15 protein-coding genes are annotated in these 15,930 nt (G+C 33.8%); 5 read left to right on the forward strand and 10 right to left on the reverse strand.

What is annotated here, in order from left to right; translation table 11 throughout:
* Positions 1-143 precede the first annotated feature (143 nt).
* Positions 144-1,106 (forward strand): 5,10-methylenetetrahydromethanopterin reductase, encoded by a 963-nt coding sequence (gene mer, locus ACKI3D_RS00640; protein ID WP_407391346.1) that lies wholly within the window; start codon positions 144-146, stop codon positions 1,104-1,106.
* 154 nt (positions 1,107-1,260) lie between these two features.
* On the opposite strand, the gene ACKI3D_RS00645 is transcribed toward mer, so the two are convergent.
* Genes ACKI3D_RS00645 through ACKI3D_RS00655 form a run of 3 tightly spaced genes read right to left on the reverse strand, consistent with a single transcriptional unit; the run spans position 1,261 to position 5,687 of the window.
* Positions 1,261-2,067 (reverse strand): hypothetical protein, encoded by an 807-nt coding sequence (locus ACKI3D_RS00645; protein ID WP_407391348.1) that lies wholly within the window; start codon positions 2,065-2,067, stop codon positions 1,261-1,263.
* Positions 2,068-2,083: 16 nt separating this feature from the next.
* Positions 2,084-5,527, reverse strand: a complete 3,444-nt coding sequence (locus tag ACKI3D_RS00650) for a hypothetical protein (RefSeq protein ID WP_407391350.1) — start codon at positions 5,525-5,527, stop codon at positions 2,084-2,086.
* Positions 5,484-5,687 carry a hypothetical protein gene (locus tag ACKI3D_RS00655; protein ID WP_407391352.1) on the reverse strand — a complete coding sequence of 68 codons (204 nt, stop codon included), beginning with the start codon at positions 5,685-5,687 and terminating at the stop codon, positions 5,484-5,486. The genes ACKI3D_RS00650 and ACKI3D_RS00655 overlap by 44 nt, the downstream gene beginning before the upstream one ends.
* Before the next feature lie 278 nt (positions 5,688-5,965).
* Here ACKI3D_RS00655 and ACKI3D_RS00660 point away from each other — a divergent pair, with 278 nt between their 5' ends.
* Genes ACKI3D_RS00660 through ACKI3D_RS00670 form a run of 3 tightly spaced genes read left to right on the forward strand, consistent with a single transcriptional unit; the run spans position 5,966 to position 8,859 of the window.
* Positions 5,966-7,048, forward strand: a complete 1,083-nt coding sequence (locus tag ACKI3D_RS00660) for an archaeosine biosynthesis radical SAM protein RaSEA (protein ID WP_407391354.1) — start codon at positions 5,966-5,968, stop codon at positions 7,046-7,048.
* Between the two features lie 38 nt (positions 7,049-7,086).
* The gene (locus ACKI3D_RS00665) at positions 7,087-7,569 is read left to right on the forward strand and encodes a DUF308 domain-containing protein (RefSeq protein WP_407391356.1); all 483 of its coding nucleotides are present in this window, start codon (positions 7,087-7,089) and stop codon (positions 7,567-7,569) included.
* Between the two features lie 21 nt (positions 7,570-7,590).
* Positions 7,591-8,859: an adenylyltransferase/cytidyltransferase family protein gene (locus ACKI3D_RS00670; protein ID WP_407391374.1), complete on the forward strand. Its 1,269-nt coding sequence runs from the start codon at positions 7,591-7,593 to the stop codon at positions 8,857-8,859.
* Here the strand turns inward: ACKI3D_RS00670 and ACKI3D_RS00675 are convergent.
* The 6 genes from ACKI3D_RS00675 to ACKI3D_RS00700 are packed head-to-tail and all read right to left on the reverse strand — an operon-like array spanning position 8,849 to position 13,607.
* Positions 8,849-9,583, reverse strand: a complete 735-nt coding sequence (locus ACKI3D_RS00675) for an NAD(P)-dependent oxidoreductase (RefSeq protein WP_407391358.1) — start codon at positions 9,581-9,583, stop codon at positions 8,849-8,851. The genes ACKI3D_RS00670 and ACKI3D_RS00675 overlap by 11 nt on opposite strands.
* Positions 9,584-9,597: 14 nt before the next feature.
* A complete protein-coding gene (locus ACKI3D_RS00680; RefSeq protein WP_407391360.1) occupies positions 9,598-10,458 on the reverse strand; it encodes a damage-control phosphatase ARMT1 family protein in 861 nt (286 codons plus the stop codon).
* A 2-nt stretch (positions 10,459-10,460) separates the two neighbouring features.
* Complete coding sequence (locus tag ACKI3D_RS00685; protein ID WP_407391362.1) at positions 10,461-10,664, reverse strand: MoaD/ThiS family protein; 204 nt, start codon at positions 10,662-10,664, stop codon at positions 10,461-10,463.
* A gap of 4 nt (positions 10,665-10,668) precedes the next feature.
* A complete protein-coding gene (locus ACKI3D_RS00690) occupies positions 10,669-11,586 on the reverse strand; it encodes a TIGR00269 family protein (RefSeq protein ID WP_407391364.1) in 918 nt (305 codons plus the stop codon).
* 10 nt (positions 11,587-11,596) lie between these two features.
* Complete coding sequence (locus ACKI3D_RS00695) at positions 11,597-12,751, reverse strand: vWA domain-containing protein (RefSeq protein ID WP_407391366.1); 1,155 nt, start codon at positions 12,749-12,751, stop codon at positions 11,597-11,599.
* 1 nt (position 12,752) lies between these two features.
* Positions 12,753-13,607, reverse strand: a complete 855-nt coding sequence (locus tag ACKI3D_RS00700) for an AAA family ATPase (RefSeq protein ID WP_407391368.1) — start codon at positions 13,605-13,607, stop codon at positions 12,753-12,755.
* Positions 13,608-13,729: 122 nt separating this feature from the next.
* On the opposite strand from ACKI3D_RS00700, the gene ACKI3D_RS00705 reads away from it, so the two are divergent.
* On the forward strand, positions 13,730-14,164 hold the full coding sequence (locus ACKI3D_RS00705; protein ID WP_407391370.1) for a hypothetical protein: 435 nt from the start codon (positions 13,730-13,732) through the stop codon (positions 14,162-14,164).
* A 48-nt stretch (positions 14,165-14,212) separates the two neighbouring features.
* On the opposite strand, the gene ACKI3D_RS00710 is transcribed toward ACKI3D_RS00705, so the two are convergent.
* Positions 14,213-15,814 (reverse strand): dihydropteroate synthase-like protein, encoded by a 1,602-nt coding sequence (locus tag ACKI3D_RS00710; RefSeq protein ID WP_407391372.1) that lies wholly within the window; start codon positions 15,812-15,814, stop codon positions 14,213-14,215.
* Positions 15,815-15,930 lie beyond the last annotated feature (116 nt).

Consider the following 15,930-nt stretch of genomic DNA (forward strand, 5'->3'; position numbering starts at 1 on the left):
AAAAAAAATATTTTTATTAATACTGCTATTTTTATTATAACCTGAAAAAGTCGAAAACATAGATTATATTTAAAACTTTCTATCTGTTTCAAATAAAAATTACTTTATATACTGCAAGCCTAAAATATTATTGGTGATAAAATATGAAGTTCGGTATAGAATTCGTACCTCAAATACCATTAGATGAATTAGTAAAATTAGTAAAATTAGCAGAAGACGTTGGTTTTGAATACGCATGGATCACTGACCACTACAACAACAAAAACGTATACGAAACCTTAGCATTAATTGCAGCAAACACTGAAACCATTAAAATGGGTCCTGGTGTAACCAACCCATACGTAAGAAGCCCTGCAATTTCTGCTTCCGCAATCGCAACCATTGACGAAATTTCAGAAGGAAGAGCAACCTTCGGTATCGGTCCTGGTGACAAAGCAACTTTCGATGCTTTAGGAATCGCATGGGAAAAACCAGTTTCCACAATTAAAGCAGCAATCGCTGACATTAATACTTTATTAGCTGGTGACAAAACCGAAGGCGGAGCAGCATTAGGTGGAGCAAAAGCTGTTCAAGAACACATCCCTATTTACATGGGTGCTCAAGGACCTAAAATGTTAGAAACTGCTGGAGAAATCGCTGATGGTGTATTAATTAACGCTTCCAACCCTAAAGACTACGAAGCAGCTATGCCAATGATCAAAAAAGGTATCGAAGCAGCTGGTGGAGACAAAGCATTTGACGTAGGTGCATACACTGCAACTTCTATTGGTGCTGACTCTGACGCAGCTAAAAACGCAGCTAAAATTGTAGTTGCATTTATTGCAGCAGGTTCCCCACCTCCAGTTATCGAAAGACACGGATTACCTGAAGGATTCAACGAACAAATGGGTGCATTCTTAGCTAAAGGTGACTTCGGTGGAGCTATTGGTGCTGTAACCGACGAAGCACTCGACGCATTTTCCGTATGTGGTACTCCTGATGAGTTCATTCCAAAAATTGAAGGCTTAGCTGAAATGGGTGTAACTCAATACGTAGCAGGTTCCCCTGTTGGTAAAAACGTAGAAGAATCCATTAAATTATTAGGAGACGTAATTGCAAGTTTCTAAACTTGCTTACTCTTTCTTTTTTTATTTTTTTAAAAGTTTATACACAATTTATTAACAAATAATTGTTTTCAAAACTTATATGGCTTTTCTCATTCTAAATTATAATCATTTTGTAAAATTCTTTTAAAAGATTTAACTAAATTTTTTTTGATTTCTATTTTTTCTTTTCGTTCATCTGTTTGGCTTGTCTATAGAATAATATTACTAGTATCATTCCTCCACAGTATACAAGAATATTTTTTAGAATTCTTTCAGGATTTAAGATTGAATCAGAAGAATTTAGCATGTTTCCTCCGATAGATAAGAAAATCAGCAATGCATAAATAACAATGCAAGAAACTAAAAAATACAAACATCCTTTCTTTGTTCTAATTTCAAAAGGGACAAATCTATTTATTACATGTGGCAATACCAAGATTAACTGAAAAATCAGAGTAATGAACAAAACAAAGGCATGATTGAAATTAGAATTTAAAATAAAACTAAAACCAAAAATGCCTACAATTAAACTAATAACCGGATAAATAGGAGGATAACCTAACAAAATTTCATCATCCACAATACAACTTGAATCATTATAAATTTCTGTTCCAAACAACAAACTAATCACAGGAATAACAAAAAATATTGAACAAAGAAATCCTTTAGATAAAAATCCCAACATATGAGAACAAATAATGATTATATACATTAATGCAATAAACCAAACCAAAAATAGAACTCTTTGATATTGGTAAGTACTAAACATGTGAATTTCTGAAAGAATCCCATATTCATTATCAATATATTCCTTAAAAATCCAAGGAAATATGCCGAAAAAAGCTAAAACATGAAAAGCAGATAAAACTTCAAATTCCATCAGATTATGATTAATTAATAAAAATCTATAAAGTGCTCCAAAAGTAGGTATTAATAAACAACACTCAACAATGACAATTCTCTTCAAAATATCATAATTCATAATATTTCCCCAAATTTTATAAAAATGTACCTTGTACAAAACCATAAATCGTATTGCCGAAAGCATCATTATTTCCATTACTAGCATAACAGTTAAGCTCATAAGCAACAACAATTAATGCAACTCCTAGTAAAAATGGTGCTACTACTGGTGCCGATACAGCCCCTACAACTAAAAGCGGGATTGAATATTCTAAAAGTACTGTCGAACTGGATAAAGCTAAAGCAGCACCCGCTTCAGTAAATAACCTCTTATCCTTATCACTAAGCTCATACTGAAAATCATTATCCGGCAAATTCACATTATACCGCACCTGTTGGTGTAATTTCCAAACAGCAGTAGACAAAAATAAAAACGGACAATTACTATTACACTGAGTAGATATTGCACCTTTATAACTGAAATTATCATAATATGACCAGTCATAAACCAAACCAGAATCCATATCAAAAACAAAACTACAATTCCCATTACCACTTAACTGTATAATCAAAGTTCCATTTTCATATAATACTGTGAAATTACCACCATTTAAAATTTCTGAAAAAATCACATCTAAAGAAGAATTACTTAAACGATCACTAAAACCTAAAGCCTTAGACTCAATATCCCCAAACAATAAAGAACACAACGCACGACACAAATAAGTATCATTAACATTACCGCCACTAAAATCTAAACCCAAAACAGGATCCAAAGCATGAACATAAGCATTAAAATCACTATCCGCACCACTCATAACCACAGCACAATCACCACGATAAACACTAACATTAAACACATCACCCACTTGAACAGCAGACCCATCAAACATCCAAACACAACTCAAAGCAGTCAAAAAACTAGAAAACCCCGAATCATAAGCATTCAAAATCATACCATCACTAAAATCAAGTAAATACTCCACCATGCCTGTATTAACTAAACAATCTGCAACAGCATAACTCTGAACCAAATCAATACCACAAACATGAATATTATTATCAAAATTCAACCACTCATCTTTAACAATACAATCATCCTCAAGATTAAAAACAGACCTAACCCTCTCTTTTGAAGGCAAATTAACAATACTCATAAAATTACTGGAATAACTCACAGTTTCACCAGTATCAGCAAAAACCAAACTATTATAATTATTAAAAGTATTATATTGGCGATTTAACACATTATTTACCTGTATTGGTTGATTTCCCATAAAACCAAAACGTATACCATTCTCATTCCACAATAACGGACTTGAAAAACCAATATGCAATTTATCTTCACCATTAACTAACAACCATAAATCCTCACCAAAAGCATTAACCTGAGAGTAAACTGCACTAATCTGACTCACACCACTCCTAATAAAACCTGAATAAGTAACATTGGTAAATCTTAAATCAGATGAAATATACACTACTCCATCATCAAAAACAATCTCCTCACTTTCACCGTAACTAATACTGCCTTCACCTGTAGTATGGCCAATATAATAACTATATGAATCATTACCCTCTGAAAATGATAATTCACGAACAACAGGCATGCGAATTATACCTCCCAATCCAGTTTGCTCAACAAAATTATGTGTATAACTATTATCATAAATAGTCCAATAAGGATTAGTCACATTTACATAATTCGGAATAAGAACACTATAAGAAAAACCCCTAGAACTAACATTAATGAGTGTAGAATTATTTGAACTTTGGTAATATGAATTTCCAGAATACAACATATTAACATTATATTCCCCATCATTTTCTAAACCAACATCTAAACGAGCATTACCATCTTTATTTGTTGTTAGATGATATTGACTATTACCTATAGTTATTAAGAGATTTTGATTATTCAAATTATTTCCAAGCGTATCCTTTAAATTGAAATCAAAAATCTCATCACCCAATACTCCTCCACCCATATTCCCATAAGTTAAAACAGTCCCTCTTTTATTCACGTGAATACTCTTAACTGAACTTGATTTAGTATAATATGTGTCTCCTGAAAACGAAATATTACAACTATAAGTTCCCGTCGGCACTAAATCATTAAAATAAACATAACCATTACTATCAGTCAACCTATTAAAAAATACATTATTGCTAAATTTAACTAACACAGATTTTTCTGATAAATAATTACCACTAGAATCCTTCAATCTAACAGTCAAACTACAAGGATTGACTAGATTAGTGTCTACATTTACATTTTGTATAACCGTATTTCTGTGTGTAGGACTAGACGAGCCAACAACAACTGTATTGGACGCAGTAAGTCCATTATAAGTTGTTTTAATCTTATAAGTTCCTTTAGCCAAGCCAATGGTTCTAATCGCTAAACCATAATTATCTGTAACCCTATTATATGTAACAGAATTGATTTTAAATGTTAAATTCTGATTAGGATAAGGATTACCGTTGCCATCTAAAATAATTGCACTAAAATAATTTCCATCATTATAAGCCATAGTTAAATTTCTAGTGATAATTGTAGATAATACCGTAATCGAATTTGTAGCAGTAATTCCCCCATAAGTGGTTTTAACAGTATAAGAACTAGGCACTAAACCAATTGTACGTGTAGCATAACCATCACTATCCGTCTGAATATTATATGTCGCAGTACCAGAAGGACCAGTAATCTTAAAAGTAACAGTCTCACCAGCCCCAACAGGATTACCATTCAAACCAAAAATCCTAACAACAAAAGAACTATCATTTTTATAATACTTTACTAAATTATTACTCAGAATTGGAGACAATACTGTGATATTATTATAAACCGAAACTCCCCCATAAGTAGTTTTAACAGTATACTCCGCAGGAACTAATCCAATTGTACGTGTAGCATATCCATTATTGTCAGTTTGAATATTATATGTCGCAGTACCAGAAGGACCAGTAATCTTAAAAGTAACAGTCTCACCAGCACCAACAGGATTACCATTCAAACCAAAAATCCTAACAACAAAAGAACTTGAATTACCGTACATCTTAACAAGATTGCTACTTTCAATAGGTGATAAAACTTTAATTGTATTGAAAACACTACGCCCATTATATGTTGTGGTGACATTATACTTTCCCGGCACCAATCCTATTGTCCTTGTAGCATAACCGTTACTGTCCGTTTGAATATTATATGTTGCAGTACCATAAGGACCATTTATTATAAACCTAACCGTTTGCCCTGCACCAACTGGCAAAGCATCTAAACCCAAAATTCTCACAATAAAAGAACTAGAATTACCATACATCTTAACAAGGTCATGACTTTCAATTTGAGGCAAAATTGTAATCTTTTTAATTGTATACTCCCCACTTACAGGATTACTAATACCCACATAATATTTACCTGGTTCATTATTAACTGAAATACTCACACGACCATAATTATCAGTATAATAACTGTTTTGCTCACCTGCAAAATTAAAAAAAAACTTCAGTATTCTGCAATACCAATCCACTACCATCATAAAACCTAGCAACAAAATTAGTACTATTCCCATAAACTTTAACGAAATCATCACATTCTATAGAAGAAACCTCCACCGATGAAAGAACCTCTTCTGATACAACAACATCAGTGAAATTTTCACAAGAAACATCAAAATCCCCATCAACACAATCCATTTCTAACGTACAATTATCATTACTAATCTCCTCACCATAAACCGGGAACAAACAAATTAATAAAACAAAAAACAAAACAAACAAAAAATTAAATCTCAAAAATACCAAACCCCACCTTAACAAACCTCAACTATAATTTACATTTATAAATCAAATTATAAAAAAATTTCCCAATACTATCATATGTTTTTGAAGGAGCAAATATTTTTAGCACAATTTTTAATTATAACAAAATCAATAAAATATAATATTATATTTATTTTATTGCAGGTATTATAATGGAAATTGAAAAATTAACTAAAGACATCAGGCAAAGGGCATTTGAGCGAAAAGATCCAAAAACTCCAGAACAGGTTGGGGCAAGTTGGTACAATGATGATTTGACCTATGATGGCGTTGCAAAAACATTGTTTATAATATTGCCTACACCCGGATGTTCATGGGCTCTTGGAGATAGCGGCGGATGCACAATGTGCAGTTACGTATCAGATTGCACACTGGAACCGATAGACACCGAAATTATTTTGAGGATATTTAATGAACATTTGGCCAGACATCCAATAGCTGAAGAAGATAAGATTTCTGTGAAACTATTTGCATCAGGAAGCTTTTTAAATCCCTATGAACTTCCAAAAGAGGCCCGTGATGAAATTCTTAAAACATTGATGAATTTAGGCAACGTCACTGAAATCGTTGTAGAATCCAGGCCGGAATATGTAAAAGAGGAATACCTAGATGAAATCTTTGAAATCATTGGAGATACATTATTCGAGGTAAGCATCGGCCTTGAAACATCAAACGATTATACTCGACTTAAAAAAATCAATAAAGGTTTCACAAGAGATGATTTTGAAGATGCCGTAAAACTAATGCAAAATCTAAAAGAAACTAAAGGTTATAATCTAAAGTCAAAAGCCTATATATTTGTAAAGCCAATTTTAATATCTGAAAAAGAGGCAATATCTGAAGCGATTGAAACAGCGAGATACTGCAACTCAATTGGCGTCAATAGACTTTCATTTTGTCCTGCAACAATACACAGCGGAACCGTTATTGAAAGGTTTTGGAGAAAAGGTGCATATCAGCCTCCATGGATTTGGTCATGCGTTGAAATCATCAACACTGTTCGTGACGAGCTGGATATCCCTGCACTTCTTGATACATCTGGATTCGGTTCAAGACGAGGCCCATTCAACTGTAAAAAATGTAATAAAGATTTAAAGCATATGATAATAGCCAACAATTTGACTCAGGAAAAAATTGAATATGACTGTGAATGCAAAAGCGAATGGTTAGCTCAAGTCAACAATTCGGAAATGAATAACTCAACCGTGGAGATTAAACATAACCCATTATATTGATATAATTAAAACTATTAATTAATAATAGGAGGAAAAAAATGAAAACCAAATTTGTTAGTTTACTAGCTATACTTCTTGGATTAATAATTATCATATTTCCAGTATTGGGCCTAATTGGAGTTAGTTCCCTAATTGGGTTATCAATATTATTAATGTCTATCTATTTACTTGTTATTGGAGTAACAATAATAGATTACAATACCAGCGGAGCAATACTTGACCTGTTTTTAGGAATTATATTGCTGCTATTGAGTATTAGTCTGATATTCAATCCGGCATTGCTCGGATTTTTAGCAGAAATCACACTATATCTTGCAGGAATAATGTTGATTATTGTTGCTGTTGCTTCATTAATCAATAACCGCAACTCCAGATATGGATTCTATATCGGAATTATAGGAATCATTCTTGGTGTTTTATACATAATCATTGGAACTTATCTTGCAAATCCAATTATTCTTGGCACATTAATCGGAATATGGTTAGTGATAAGTGGTATTTTAAAATTAATGGATAGATAATCTATCCAATTTCTTTTTTTGGTGTTAATATTGATTGGAATCAGTGCGGATTTTGACCCAGTCCATAAGGGTCATGAAAAATTAATTAAGGAAGCTCGCAAGTTAGCGGATAAAGAAAACAAAAAAGTTGTTGTCTATCTGAATAAGGGATTCAGTGCCAACCATGCTCCTTTTTTTGTAGATTTCGAAGCTCGCCGTGAAATGGCGCTGGCTCTTGGAGCGGATGAAGTCAAATCATTTGAAGGCCTTCACCACAGATTGGTGTTGTCCTATAGTGTGCCCATCAGGCTTAAACAGATGATTGATGATGGAGTTACAGACTATATTACCTCAGCAAGCATCACACTTGAGGAAATAAAGTCAAAGGCTCAGAAGTTTATCGATGAGGGAAACTTCGTTGGAATGCCTAAAAGCTACACCAACAGAAATGAAATCCGATGGTATGCAATAAATGAGTTTTTAGGATCCAAACTTAATTATCATGTAGTAAAAGAATACAATAAGGACAAATACTCCGGCAGACTAATCAGACAATCAATAATGGACAATGACATGATTATTTCAGATGATGTTAAAAAACTGCTTCCAAAAACTACTGTCGAGATTCTTGAAAGGGAAATTGAAGCCGGCAGGGTTCCGGGCGACAGGAACTGGAGTGAGATTTACAAACGAATGAACACCTACTCTAGGGGAAACCTTGAAAAAATAGCTTATCTCAATGGGAATACAATAAATGAAATCATAAAAAGAAGGGTTTATAGGGACCCAGAATCCATTTGGGCCGTTTTCAGAAGATCAGATTACGGACCGGTAATGACCAGATTAGCCATCAGCGCAATAGAAATGAACGTTACAAAAAAAGAAGTAATGGACTTGATGAAAGGCTATGAGGCACAGGGAGTTATTCCAGATAACCAGAAAGTCCAAAGGGTAATTGACAGGGCATGGTATGTTGCAAGCAGCAATTTGGATGCTCGTGAAGCCAATGATAAGTTCAGAAGTGAAAACATTGATGTTGATGCTCCTTTAAGCCTGGAAGCAGGATTGAACCTGACCAAATTTGAAACAAAAATCACAAAAGAAGGAATCGATACTGACTTGTATGTGGATAAGAATGGAAAAATATCAGTTCAATTCAAAAGTGAAGGCAAAAAAATCAAGACAAATCTAAGGCTTCCGGCAGTTGAAGTGACCTATCTCAGATACATCATGGATTCCCATTTCATTCCGGTTACAGGACATATAAAAAAGGCCAAAAAAGGATTTAAGGTTAAAGTAATTATTGGTTAAGTTTTTTTAATGCGGCTTTAACCATTATCAACTCTTGATTGTCAAAATAATCAATTATTTCTTCCAATTCTTCTGATTTTCTCTTGGAACTATTTAATGTGTTATTTATTCTTGAAAGGGATTTTTCTTTGAAATCATCACCTTCAGTTAATGACAATATGTCAAAGAATTCGTCTTCCAAACCATAACTTTTTGCAAGGTCCGCTGATTCTATTAGAAGCGCAGACAATGATTTTGTATAGGTGCTTCTAAGCAATTTTAGGATAGCTACATCCCCAACATTGTCACTTATTTTTATAGTTTCTATGAATTCATTTAAAAACAGCAGTTCATCTGATTTCAATCCGGACAAGTACAATATCGGGTTATCAGAATCGATTTTACCGATGATTGCCCCATCAACCAAATTTTCAACATGCTTATTGATTTCTAGAGTAGTGTCCGGAGATATATTATTCAAATCCAAATAAATCCCTTTTGCAAATTTGCCATATCTTTTTGCAATTTCCAAAGCGTTTTTTGGAGAATTTGCAGAAATCAAAATATCTGATTTGATTGAAACCTCTTTAAAAGTATCTAGAACTTCAATGTCTGCCCTTTCAATATTTTCAATGGTTTTGGAAGATCTTCCTTCAGCTGACGTGATGAATGTAATGTCATCTGATTTTATTAAATTCAATAGATTTTTTGAAACCTTGCCAAACCCGATAAAACCGATTATCATAACTGCACCCAAAACTATTTTTTGAAAAGAAGCATGTCATGTAAATTTACGCCAATGTCTCTTGATATGGTGTTGCATTTGGCACATAACAGGAAATAAATCTCCTTACTTGACAAATCAATTTCTGTCAATCCTTCATAATTGCCCATTCCTTTTGAAATGATGAACTTATGATTATTGAAGATTTCTCTGAATTCATCTGAAATTTCACTATCCACATAACCAACTGTTCCGCAACCGATTTCAACAATCTCTCCAAACTCGTCAAGTCCTGCATCCAGTGCTTCAGCCATGCAGGCATCATTCAATATCGGTTCTGACTTTACGGCAATTGTAATGTCCAAATCATATTCCCTGATTTTAGACAGCAATAACTTATCAAAGACAATTTCGCCTGTATTGTCCACTAAATACAATACTTTATCATTACTCTTAAGAGAATTTTCAAATTCCTCTATGTCCTTAATGACCAAATCTTTTTCAAGCGAATCTTTAATGACGCTTTCTATATCATCATCCAATGTGAATGCTCCAAAATCCAGGATGTTTCCAATAATGGCGATTTTAACATAATTCTCTAAACTGTCATCCTTATCCAATATCCTTTTAACGTCAGGCAAATATTTCAAAGCAATTTCATTGCCTTCAATCTTTTCTTTAAAATAAGGATCATAGCATCCAGTCTTTTCTTTGATTAACTTATGCATCATTGAACCTGTCTTATTGGAGTTGGTGTCCTCTTTAAATCTTGTACTTAAATATTTAAAGATATCTTCCATTATCTCCATTTTCAGCTGTTCATCATCTGTTGATAAATCCATAGCTTCTCTTGCCTGTCTTAAAAAGCAAGGCCCGCATTCATAACTTATCTTCAAGATTAACCACCATAAATTATTTGGACTAGCTGAATTTCATCTCCATCTTCAATTACGGTATCTTCAATTACAAGTTCTCCGTTCTGTTTGGATACCATAGTCTGAGCGGACAATTCCAATTCATCAAGCAAATCTTTAATTGTGTAATTTTCATTTGGAATATCTCTTGTTTCTTCTAAGTTTTTATATTTTAATAAAAATGACATTATATTACAACCCCAATTCTTCTAAAAAGGAACATGCTTTGCATAATTCATTTGATGAAGGTTCACCGCATCTCACACATCTTCCATGAGAATAATCCTTTTTAAATTCATCTTTTAAGATTCTCTTTATCTTATCATATCCTCTGAGTGTGGAGTATTTGATTGTAGGATGTTTTTCGGTCAATTGGTTCATGACTTCTGAAATTTCCCCTCTGAATGACTGCATTGCATAAGGACAGCTGTCAAAGTGAACTTCAAGCTCTTTTGCAACAACATACAATCCGATTTCACGTTCTGGAATTTCACGTAATGGTTTGATTTTAACAGTGAATTCTTCTGCTTCAGATTCCGTCTTTGCACCCAATTTAGTAAGGTTATCGGTGTTGCCTTCTAGATAGTTCATCATGATTGCCTGAACCTCATCATCGAGATTATGTCCGGTAGCTATCTTGGTTGCACCCATTTCACGGGCGGCCTTGTTGATGATTGTCCTTCTGAATACTCCGCAATATGTGCAGGATCCCTTGTGATTCGGCCTCTGCATTATCTCATCCAGAGTAATCCCATAGTCATCTTTAAGTGAAACCACCTTATGTTCAATGCCTAATCTTTCGGCATGCCTGATAGCTATGTCTACTCCATCCTGACGATAATTAGCAATGCCCTCATCAACAGTTACTGCACAAATATCAATGACATTCATTTCACGGAAAGTATTTAATATTTCCAGAGTTGTTACACTATCCTTCCCGCCGGAAAGTGCAACCAAAACCTTGTCTCCTTTATCCAATAGTTTTTCTTTTCTGACTGTTTTAATAGCTTTCTTTTCTATCGATTCGATAAAACAATCCTTACACAGCAACTGGCCGGATTGCTCTCTTTTATAAATAACTTTAGGATTACCACATTTACTACATTGCATATTATACTACCTACATCTGCTCTACAAAGTGGGCTAATTGATTTAAAGTGTTAACTTCAAAAACCTGTGCTCCTGCATCCTGATATAAGGAAACACAACTATCTACAACATCCCATTTATTTCTGTCTTCAGGATTTAAAATTATGACTTTTTTAGATTCCCTTACCATTTCTTCAATGAGTTCAACACTGGCAGGGATTCCATTTACTTTTGGACCTGCCCAATCTCTACAGTCAGATAAGATAATCACATAAGACTTATTGTTTATTTTAGCCACATTCATGAACTGCTTGAATGCGGAATACATGTCAGAAGTTCCATGAACCATCATGTTTTTAATACGTAAATCCTTAACTCTTACAAAAGAATCAATAAGATATTCCTCTTTTAGTGCATCGGTTGTTTCGATTACCTTATTGTCAAATTCAAAAGTTCTTGATTTTTTAAAGGCAGTCTGGGCTGAAAACATCAGCATGAAAAACCAGCTACTAATCCATTCGCAAGATCCACTAATGTCATTCAGGAACAGATGTTCATTTTTGTGAGGTCTTGGCTTTGATTTCACAAGTTCAAAAGGAACACCACCATATTTTAAATTGGCTCTGATAGTTCTTCTGATGTCAATTTTGTGAGAATGTGTCTGGATTTTTCTTCTTGAACGTTTATTTGCAATTCTTTTACCTAACCTTTGGCAGATTTCAAGCATTCTTGGGTCAAAACGGTTCAATTTTGTCAAATCCTTATTCATCAGCTCCCCATCACGTTCCAGCTGCTTGACTTCATCAAGCAAGGGTTGGCCTGAAAGCATTTTCAACTGTTCATTATTCATCTTTTCTTGCCTTATTCTCTTGCCCATTGTCTGTTGCTTTTTAATAATATATTTATTGGACTTAGGCCCCTTGCCCCTGTATGCATTGCTTCTTATTTCATTTGGCATTTGCTTTTCGGGAGTCGGAAGAGTGAAGATTTCATCAAAGACCTTATTGAAATTAGGGATGTCATATTTGTCCTTGACATAAACTGCCATTAAAGCTGTCTTAAGCAAATTCCTGTCAGTTTCTCCAAACTCCATATAAATCTCAACAGCCGCTTGAGTGCTTCTTATACTTACAGGAAGTCCTTTTTCCCTTAGCCTGGCTGATAGAGTTGCAATTTTTGGAATCATTTTATCTTTTATTGAAAATGTCTTTTATGACCCTTTTCTTATCGCTTTCGGTTTTAATGGCTACTCCGATACTGTTTTCGAGTGATTCATCGAGATTTTTAGTACCTAGATTGGAAACTGATTTTACCCAATCCACAGTACCTCTTACTGAAGGTTTTTTCATTAGATTTAAATTGCGTATGTTATGGACTAATTTTACCACATATGAAATGACTTCATCATCCGCTTCAGGTATTTTGGATTTTACAATTTCGATTTCACGCTCGATTGAAGGATATGGTATGTATAAAAATAGACATCTGTCTTTTGTCTCATCCAAAAGAGACCTTTGTGAGTTGGATGTTAAAATAACAATCAAATCATTTTTTAACTGGAAAGTACCTAAATCATTGATTGTGATTTCCTGTTCACCTAATGCCTGAAGCAGAAAACTTTCAACTTCCTCATCGGCCTTGTCGATCTCATCAATTAGCAATACTGAATCATTTTCATTTAAAAAAGCATTAAGTAGAGGCCTTCTTATAAAAAACTCTTCATCAAAAATCTTATCTTCCTTATTGGATTCAAGTCTTGCCGCTTCAAGGTGGAGCAATTGTTTTTGATAATTCCATTCCCCTACAATCTGCTCAAATGTGATTCCTTCATAACACTGAATCCTGAAAAAGTCCCTGTCAAATGACTTTGCAATTACTTTAGCAAGCTCTGTTTTTCCAATCCCTGGAGGGCCTTCAATAAGCATTGGTTTTCCAAGTAAAAATGATAAGTATAATGTTGTGGATATCTCATTATTTGATACATAATTGGCATCTAAAAGACTTTTATCAATATCTTTAATAGTAATGTTTTCAACTTGCAATTTAAAACCTTCACAAAATTTTATTCTAAATTAAAATTTAATCTAAATTAATATAAATGTTATGTAACTATTTAAGTATAATAAGTAATATAAATTATATTATCTTATTTAGGAGGTACATTATGGAATGGGATAATGCGATTATAATAATTTTAATAATACTAATTATATTAGCTGCAGGAATTGCATTACTTGTAACTTCCAGTGGACTCAGTTTCAACAATGAAGATGACATTGGGACCCTTAATACTACAAATATGACAAATAGTACAATGAATGTTACTACTGAAGATACAGACCCAAGCGACGGCTACGGATCAAGCGACATTCCTTCCAGTTCTGGTGGAAGCAGCAGTGGCAGTTACAGTAGTAGTTCCAGTAGTAGCTCTAATAGTGGCAGTTACAGTAGTAGCTCCAGTAGTAGCTCTAGTAGCAGTGATAGTTCCTCAAGTAGTTCAGATTCAGGCTCACAATCAAGTAGTTCAGACAGTGGTTCATCTGAATCAGGTAGTGAAGGCGGACAATCTGAAGCAACTTATGACGGTGAAGAATTTTAACTAAACAATTAAAAAAATGGCTTGAATTAAATATTCAATGCCATACACTTATTTTTTAAACATATCCGGATTTTTAAACAATTCAAAATCCTGTACATAATCTTTTCCAGTTAGCATTGCAATTTCGGCTTTTTGCAATTCTGAACCCAAATATGCAGCATGCTCCATTCTGGTAACCAGTTCTTTTGTAACAATTTCTTCGTAAACTTCTTGTGCAGTATGTCCTACAATAACCAAATCAGGCTTATTTTTCTTAAAATGAGTTGCAACAATTCTGCTATTTTCAACAGTAGTGCCATAATCCACATTGATTCTGAAACTTCCTGCCTTATCCCTGATAAATTTCATAGGTTTTGTCTGTCTGGTTTCAGGAACCCTATCCAATTCATTGACAATAATGTCATTTCTTTTATGTTTATCCTTAAAGGCAACCAAGTTGATTCCCAAATCCTTTGGAATGGATTTTCTGTTTTTTGCAAGAAACATCATTTTAGAAGCGGTAGCCAGCTCATAAACGCTGCCTCTAGTTTTTCCACTTTCTTCAGGGGTAAACAATATGCTCACACCAAGTTCCATACCTATTCCCGCTAATAGTACATTAACACCCCCGGAATCTGCATCCATTAACTCAGTTACATTTCCCACACCGAAAAACATTGGAGCAGGATTTTCTTTATGAAACTCATGACAGGCTATAATGGATTCCACAATGCTTGAGCTGTTAACTGGATCTAAAATCAAATCCGCAACATATCTTAATCCTTCTGTATCTTTGATTAACTGATGCATTGCTTCAACTCTTTCTTTAGGAGTCTTAGGAGAAATCCCTTCAGTAAAGTTGGTTGGAAGCAAAACCGCAGGAATATCTTTTTCCTTTAAAATGTCTGCAACCTCACTTTGATTACCTAAATCCAGACTCAATACAAAATCAATTCCGTTCTCTGCAGCAACTTTAATTTCTTTGGGATTTAGTGTATCTATGCTTAATGGCCTATCACCTGCAATTGGTCGTAATGTTTCAATCAATTCAGGAATCTTATCTGAAAAGTCTTCACCGGCAGCCATTCCGATATCTATCATGTCTGCACCGGAATCAACGAAATATTGGCATTTGTTTATCAATGCTTCTTTAGATAAAAATGGGGCATTAGCAATTTCAGACAATACCCTCATAGGAAAATCTTCTCCAACAGGAAGTTTGCCAATCAATATGTTATTTGGTTTTTTAAGAAGTTCTTTAATGTTTTCTTCATCATTTTCAAACTCTTCGATGAATTTGAATGCCTCTTTACGTTTTTCTTCTTCAATCAATTTATCCGCAGGCTTGTCTTCAGACAATTCAATGCTTTCAATTAAATTTAAGACCATTGCAAGGTCTGCGCCATCTGTTGATCCTTTAAAAGTTGGTATTCCTAACTCCTTTGTTATTTCACGGGTTCCCTTTTTTATCAAACCTGGAACTAAAATCAAATCAATATCATCCAACTGATCAGAAAAATGTGTATTAACTTCTTTAATAATTTGTTTAGGAGTTAAAAATGCCGCCACTTGAGTTTCAGCAACATGTACAATGACATTTTCCTTTGAACCAGCAACTACCTCCTTTATTAAAGGATATGCTAAATGACCTGTAATAATTAAAACTTTCATAAACAAACTCCCAATCGGATTCCTATTAATTATTATTATATTTTAGTTATATTAAATTTTTTAAAAATGAAAATTTTTTAAAAATAAGTTTTTTCTTAAAACAAGAGAATAATTGT

Source organism: Methanobrevibacter sp. (genome assembly GCF_045586545.1).
Lineage (GTDB): Archaea > Methanobacteriota > Methanobacteria > Methanobacteriales > Methanobacteriaceae > Methanocatella.

Coding starts and splice junctions, on each gene's coding strand:
- mer (WP_407391346.1), top strand. CDS start 144: ATGAAGTTCGGTATAGAATTCGTACCTCAAATACCATTAGATGAATTA.
- ACKI3D_RS00645 (WP_407391348.1), bottom strand. CDS start 2,067: ATGAATTATGATATTTTGAAGAGAATTGTCATTGTTGAGTGTTGTTTA.
- ACKI3D_RS00650 (WP_407391350.1), bottom strand. CDS start 5,527: ATGGTAGTGGATTGGTATTGCAGAATACTGAAGTTTTTTTTTAATTTT.
- ACKI3D_RS00655 (WP_407391352.1), bottom strand. CDS start 5,687: ATGGATTGTGTTGATGGGGATTTTGATGTTTCTTGTGAAAATTTCACT.
- ACKI3D_RS00660 (WP_407391354.1), top strand. CDS start 5,966: ATGGAAATTGAAAAATTAACTAAAGACATCAGGCAAAGGGCATTTGAG.
- ACKI3D_RS00665 (WP_407391356.1), top strand. CDS start 7,087: ATGAAAACCAAATTTGTTAGTTTACTAGCTATACTTCTTGGATTAATA.
- ACKI3D_RS00675 (WP_407391358.1), bottom strand. CDS start 9,583: ATGATAATCGGTTTTATCGGGTTTGGCAAGGTTTCAAAAAATCTATTG.
- ACKI3D_RS00685 (WP_407391362.1), bottom strand. CDS start 10,664: ATGTCATTTTTATTAAAATATAAAAACTTAGAAGAAACAAGAGATATT.
- ACKI3D_RS00690 (WP_407391364.1), bottom strand. CDS start 11,586: ATGCAATGTAGTAAATGTGGTAATCCTAAAGTTATTTATAAAAGAGAG.
- ACKI3D_RS00695 (WP_407391366.1), bottom strand. CDS start 12,751: ATGATTCCAAAAATTGCAACTCTATCAGCCAGGCTAAGGGAAAAAGGA.
- ACKI3D_RS00705 (WP_407391370.1), top strand. CDS start 13,730: ATGGAATGGGATAATGCGATTATAATAATTTTAATAATACTAATTATA.
- ACKI3D_RS00710 (WP_407391372.1), bottom strand. CDS start 15,814: ATGAAAGTTTTAATTATTACAGGTCATTTAGCATATCCTTTAATAAAG.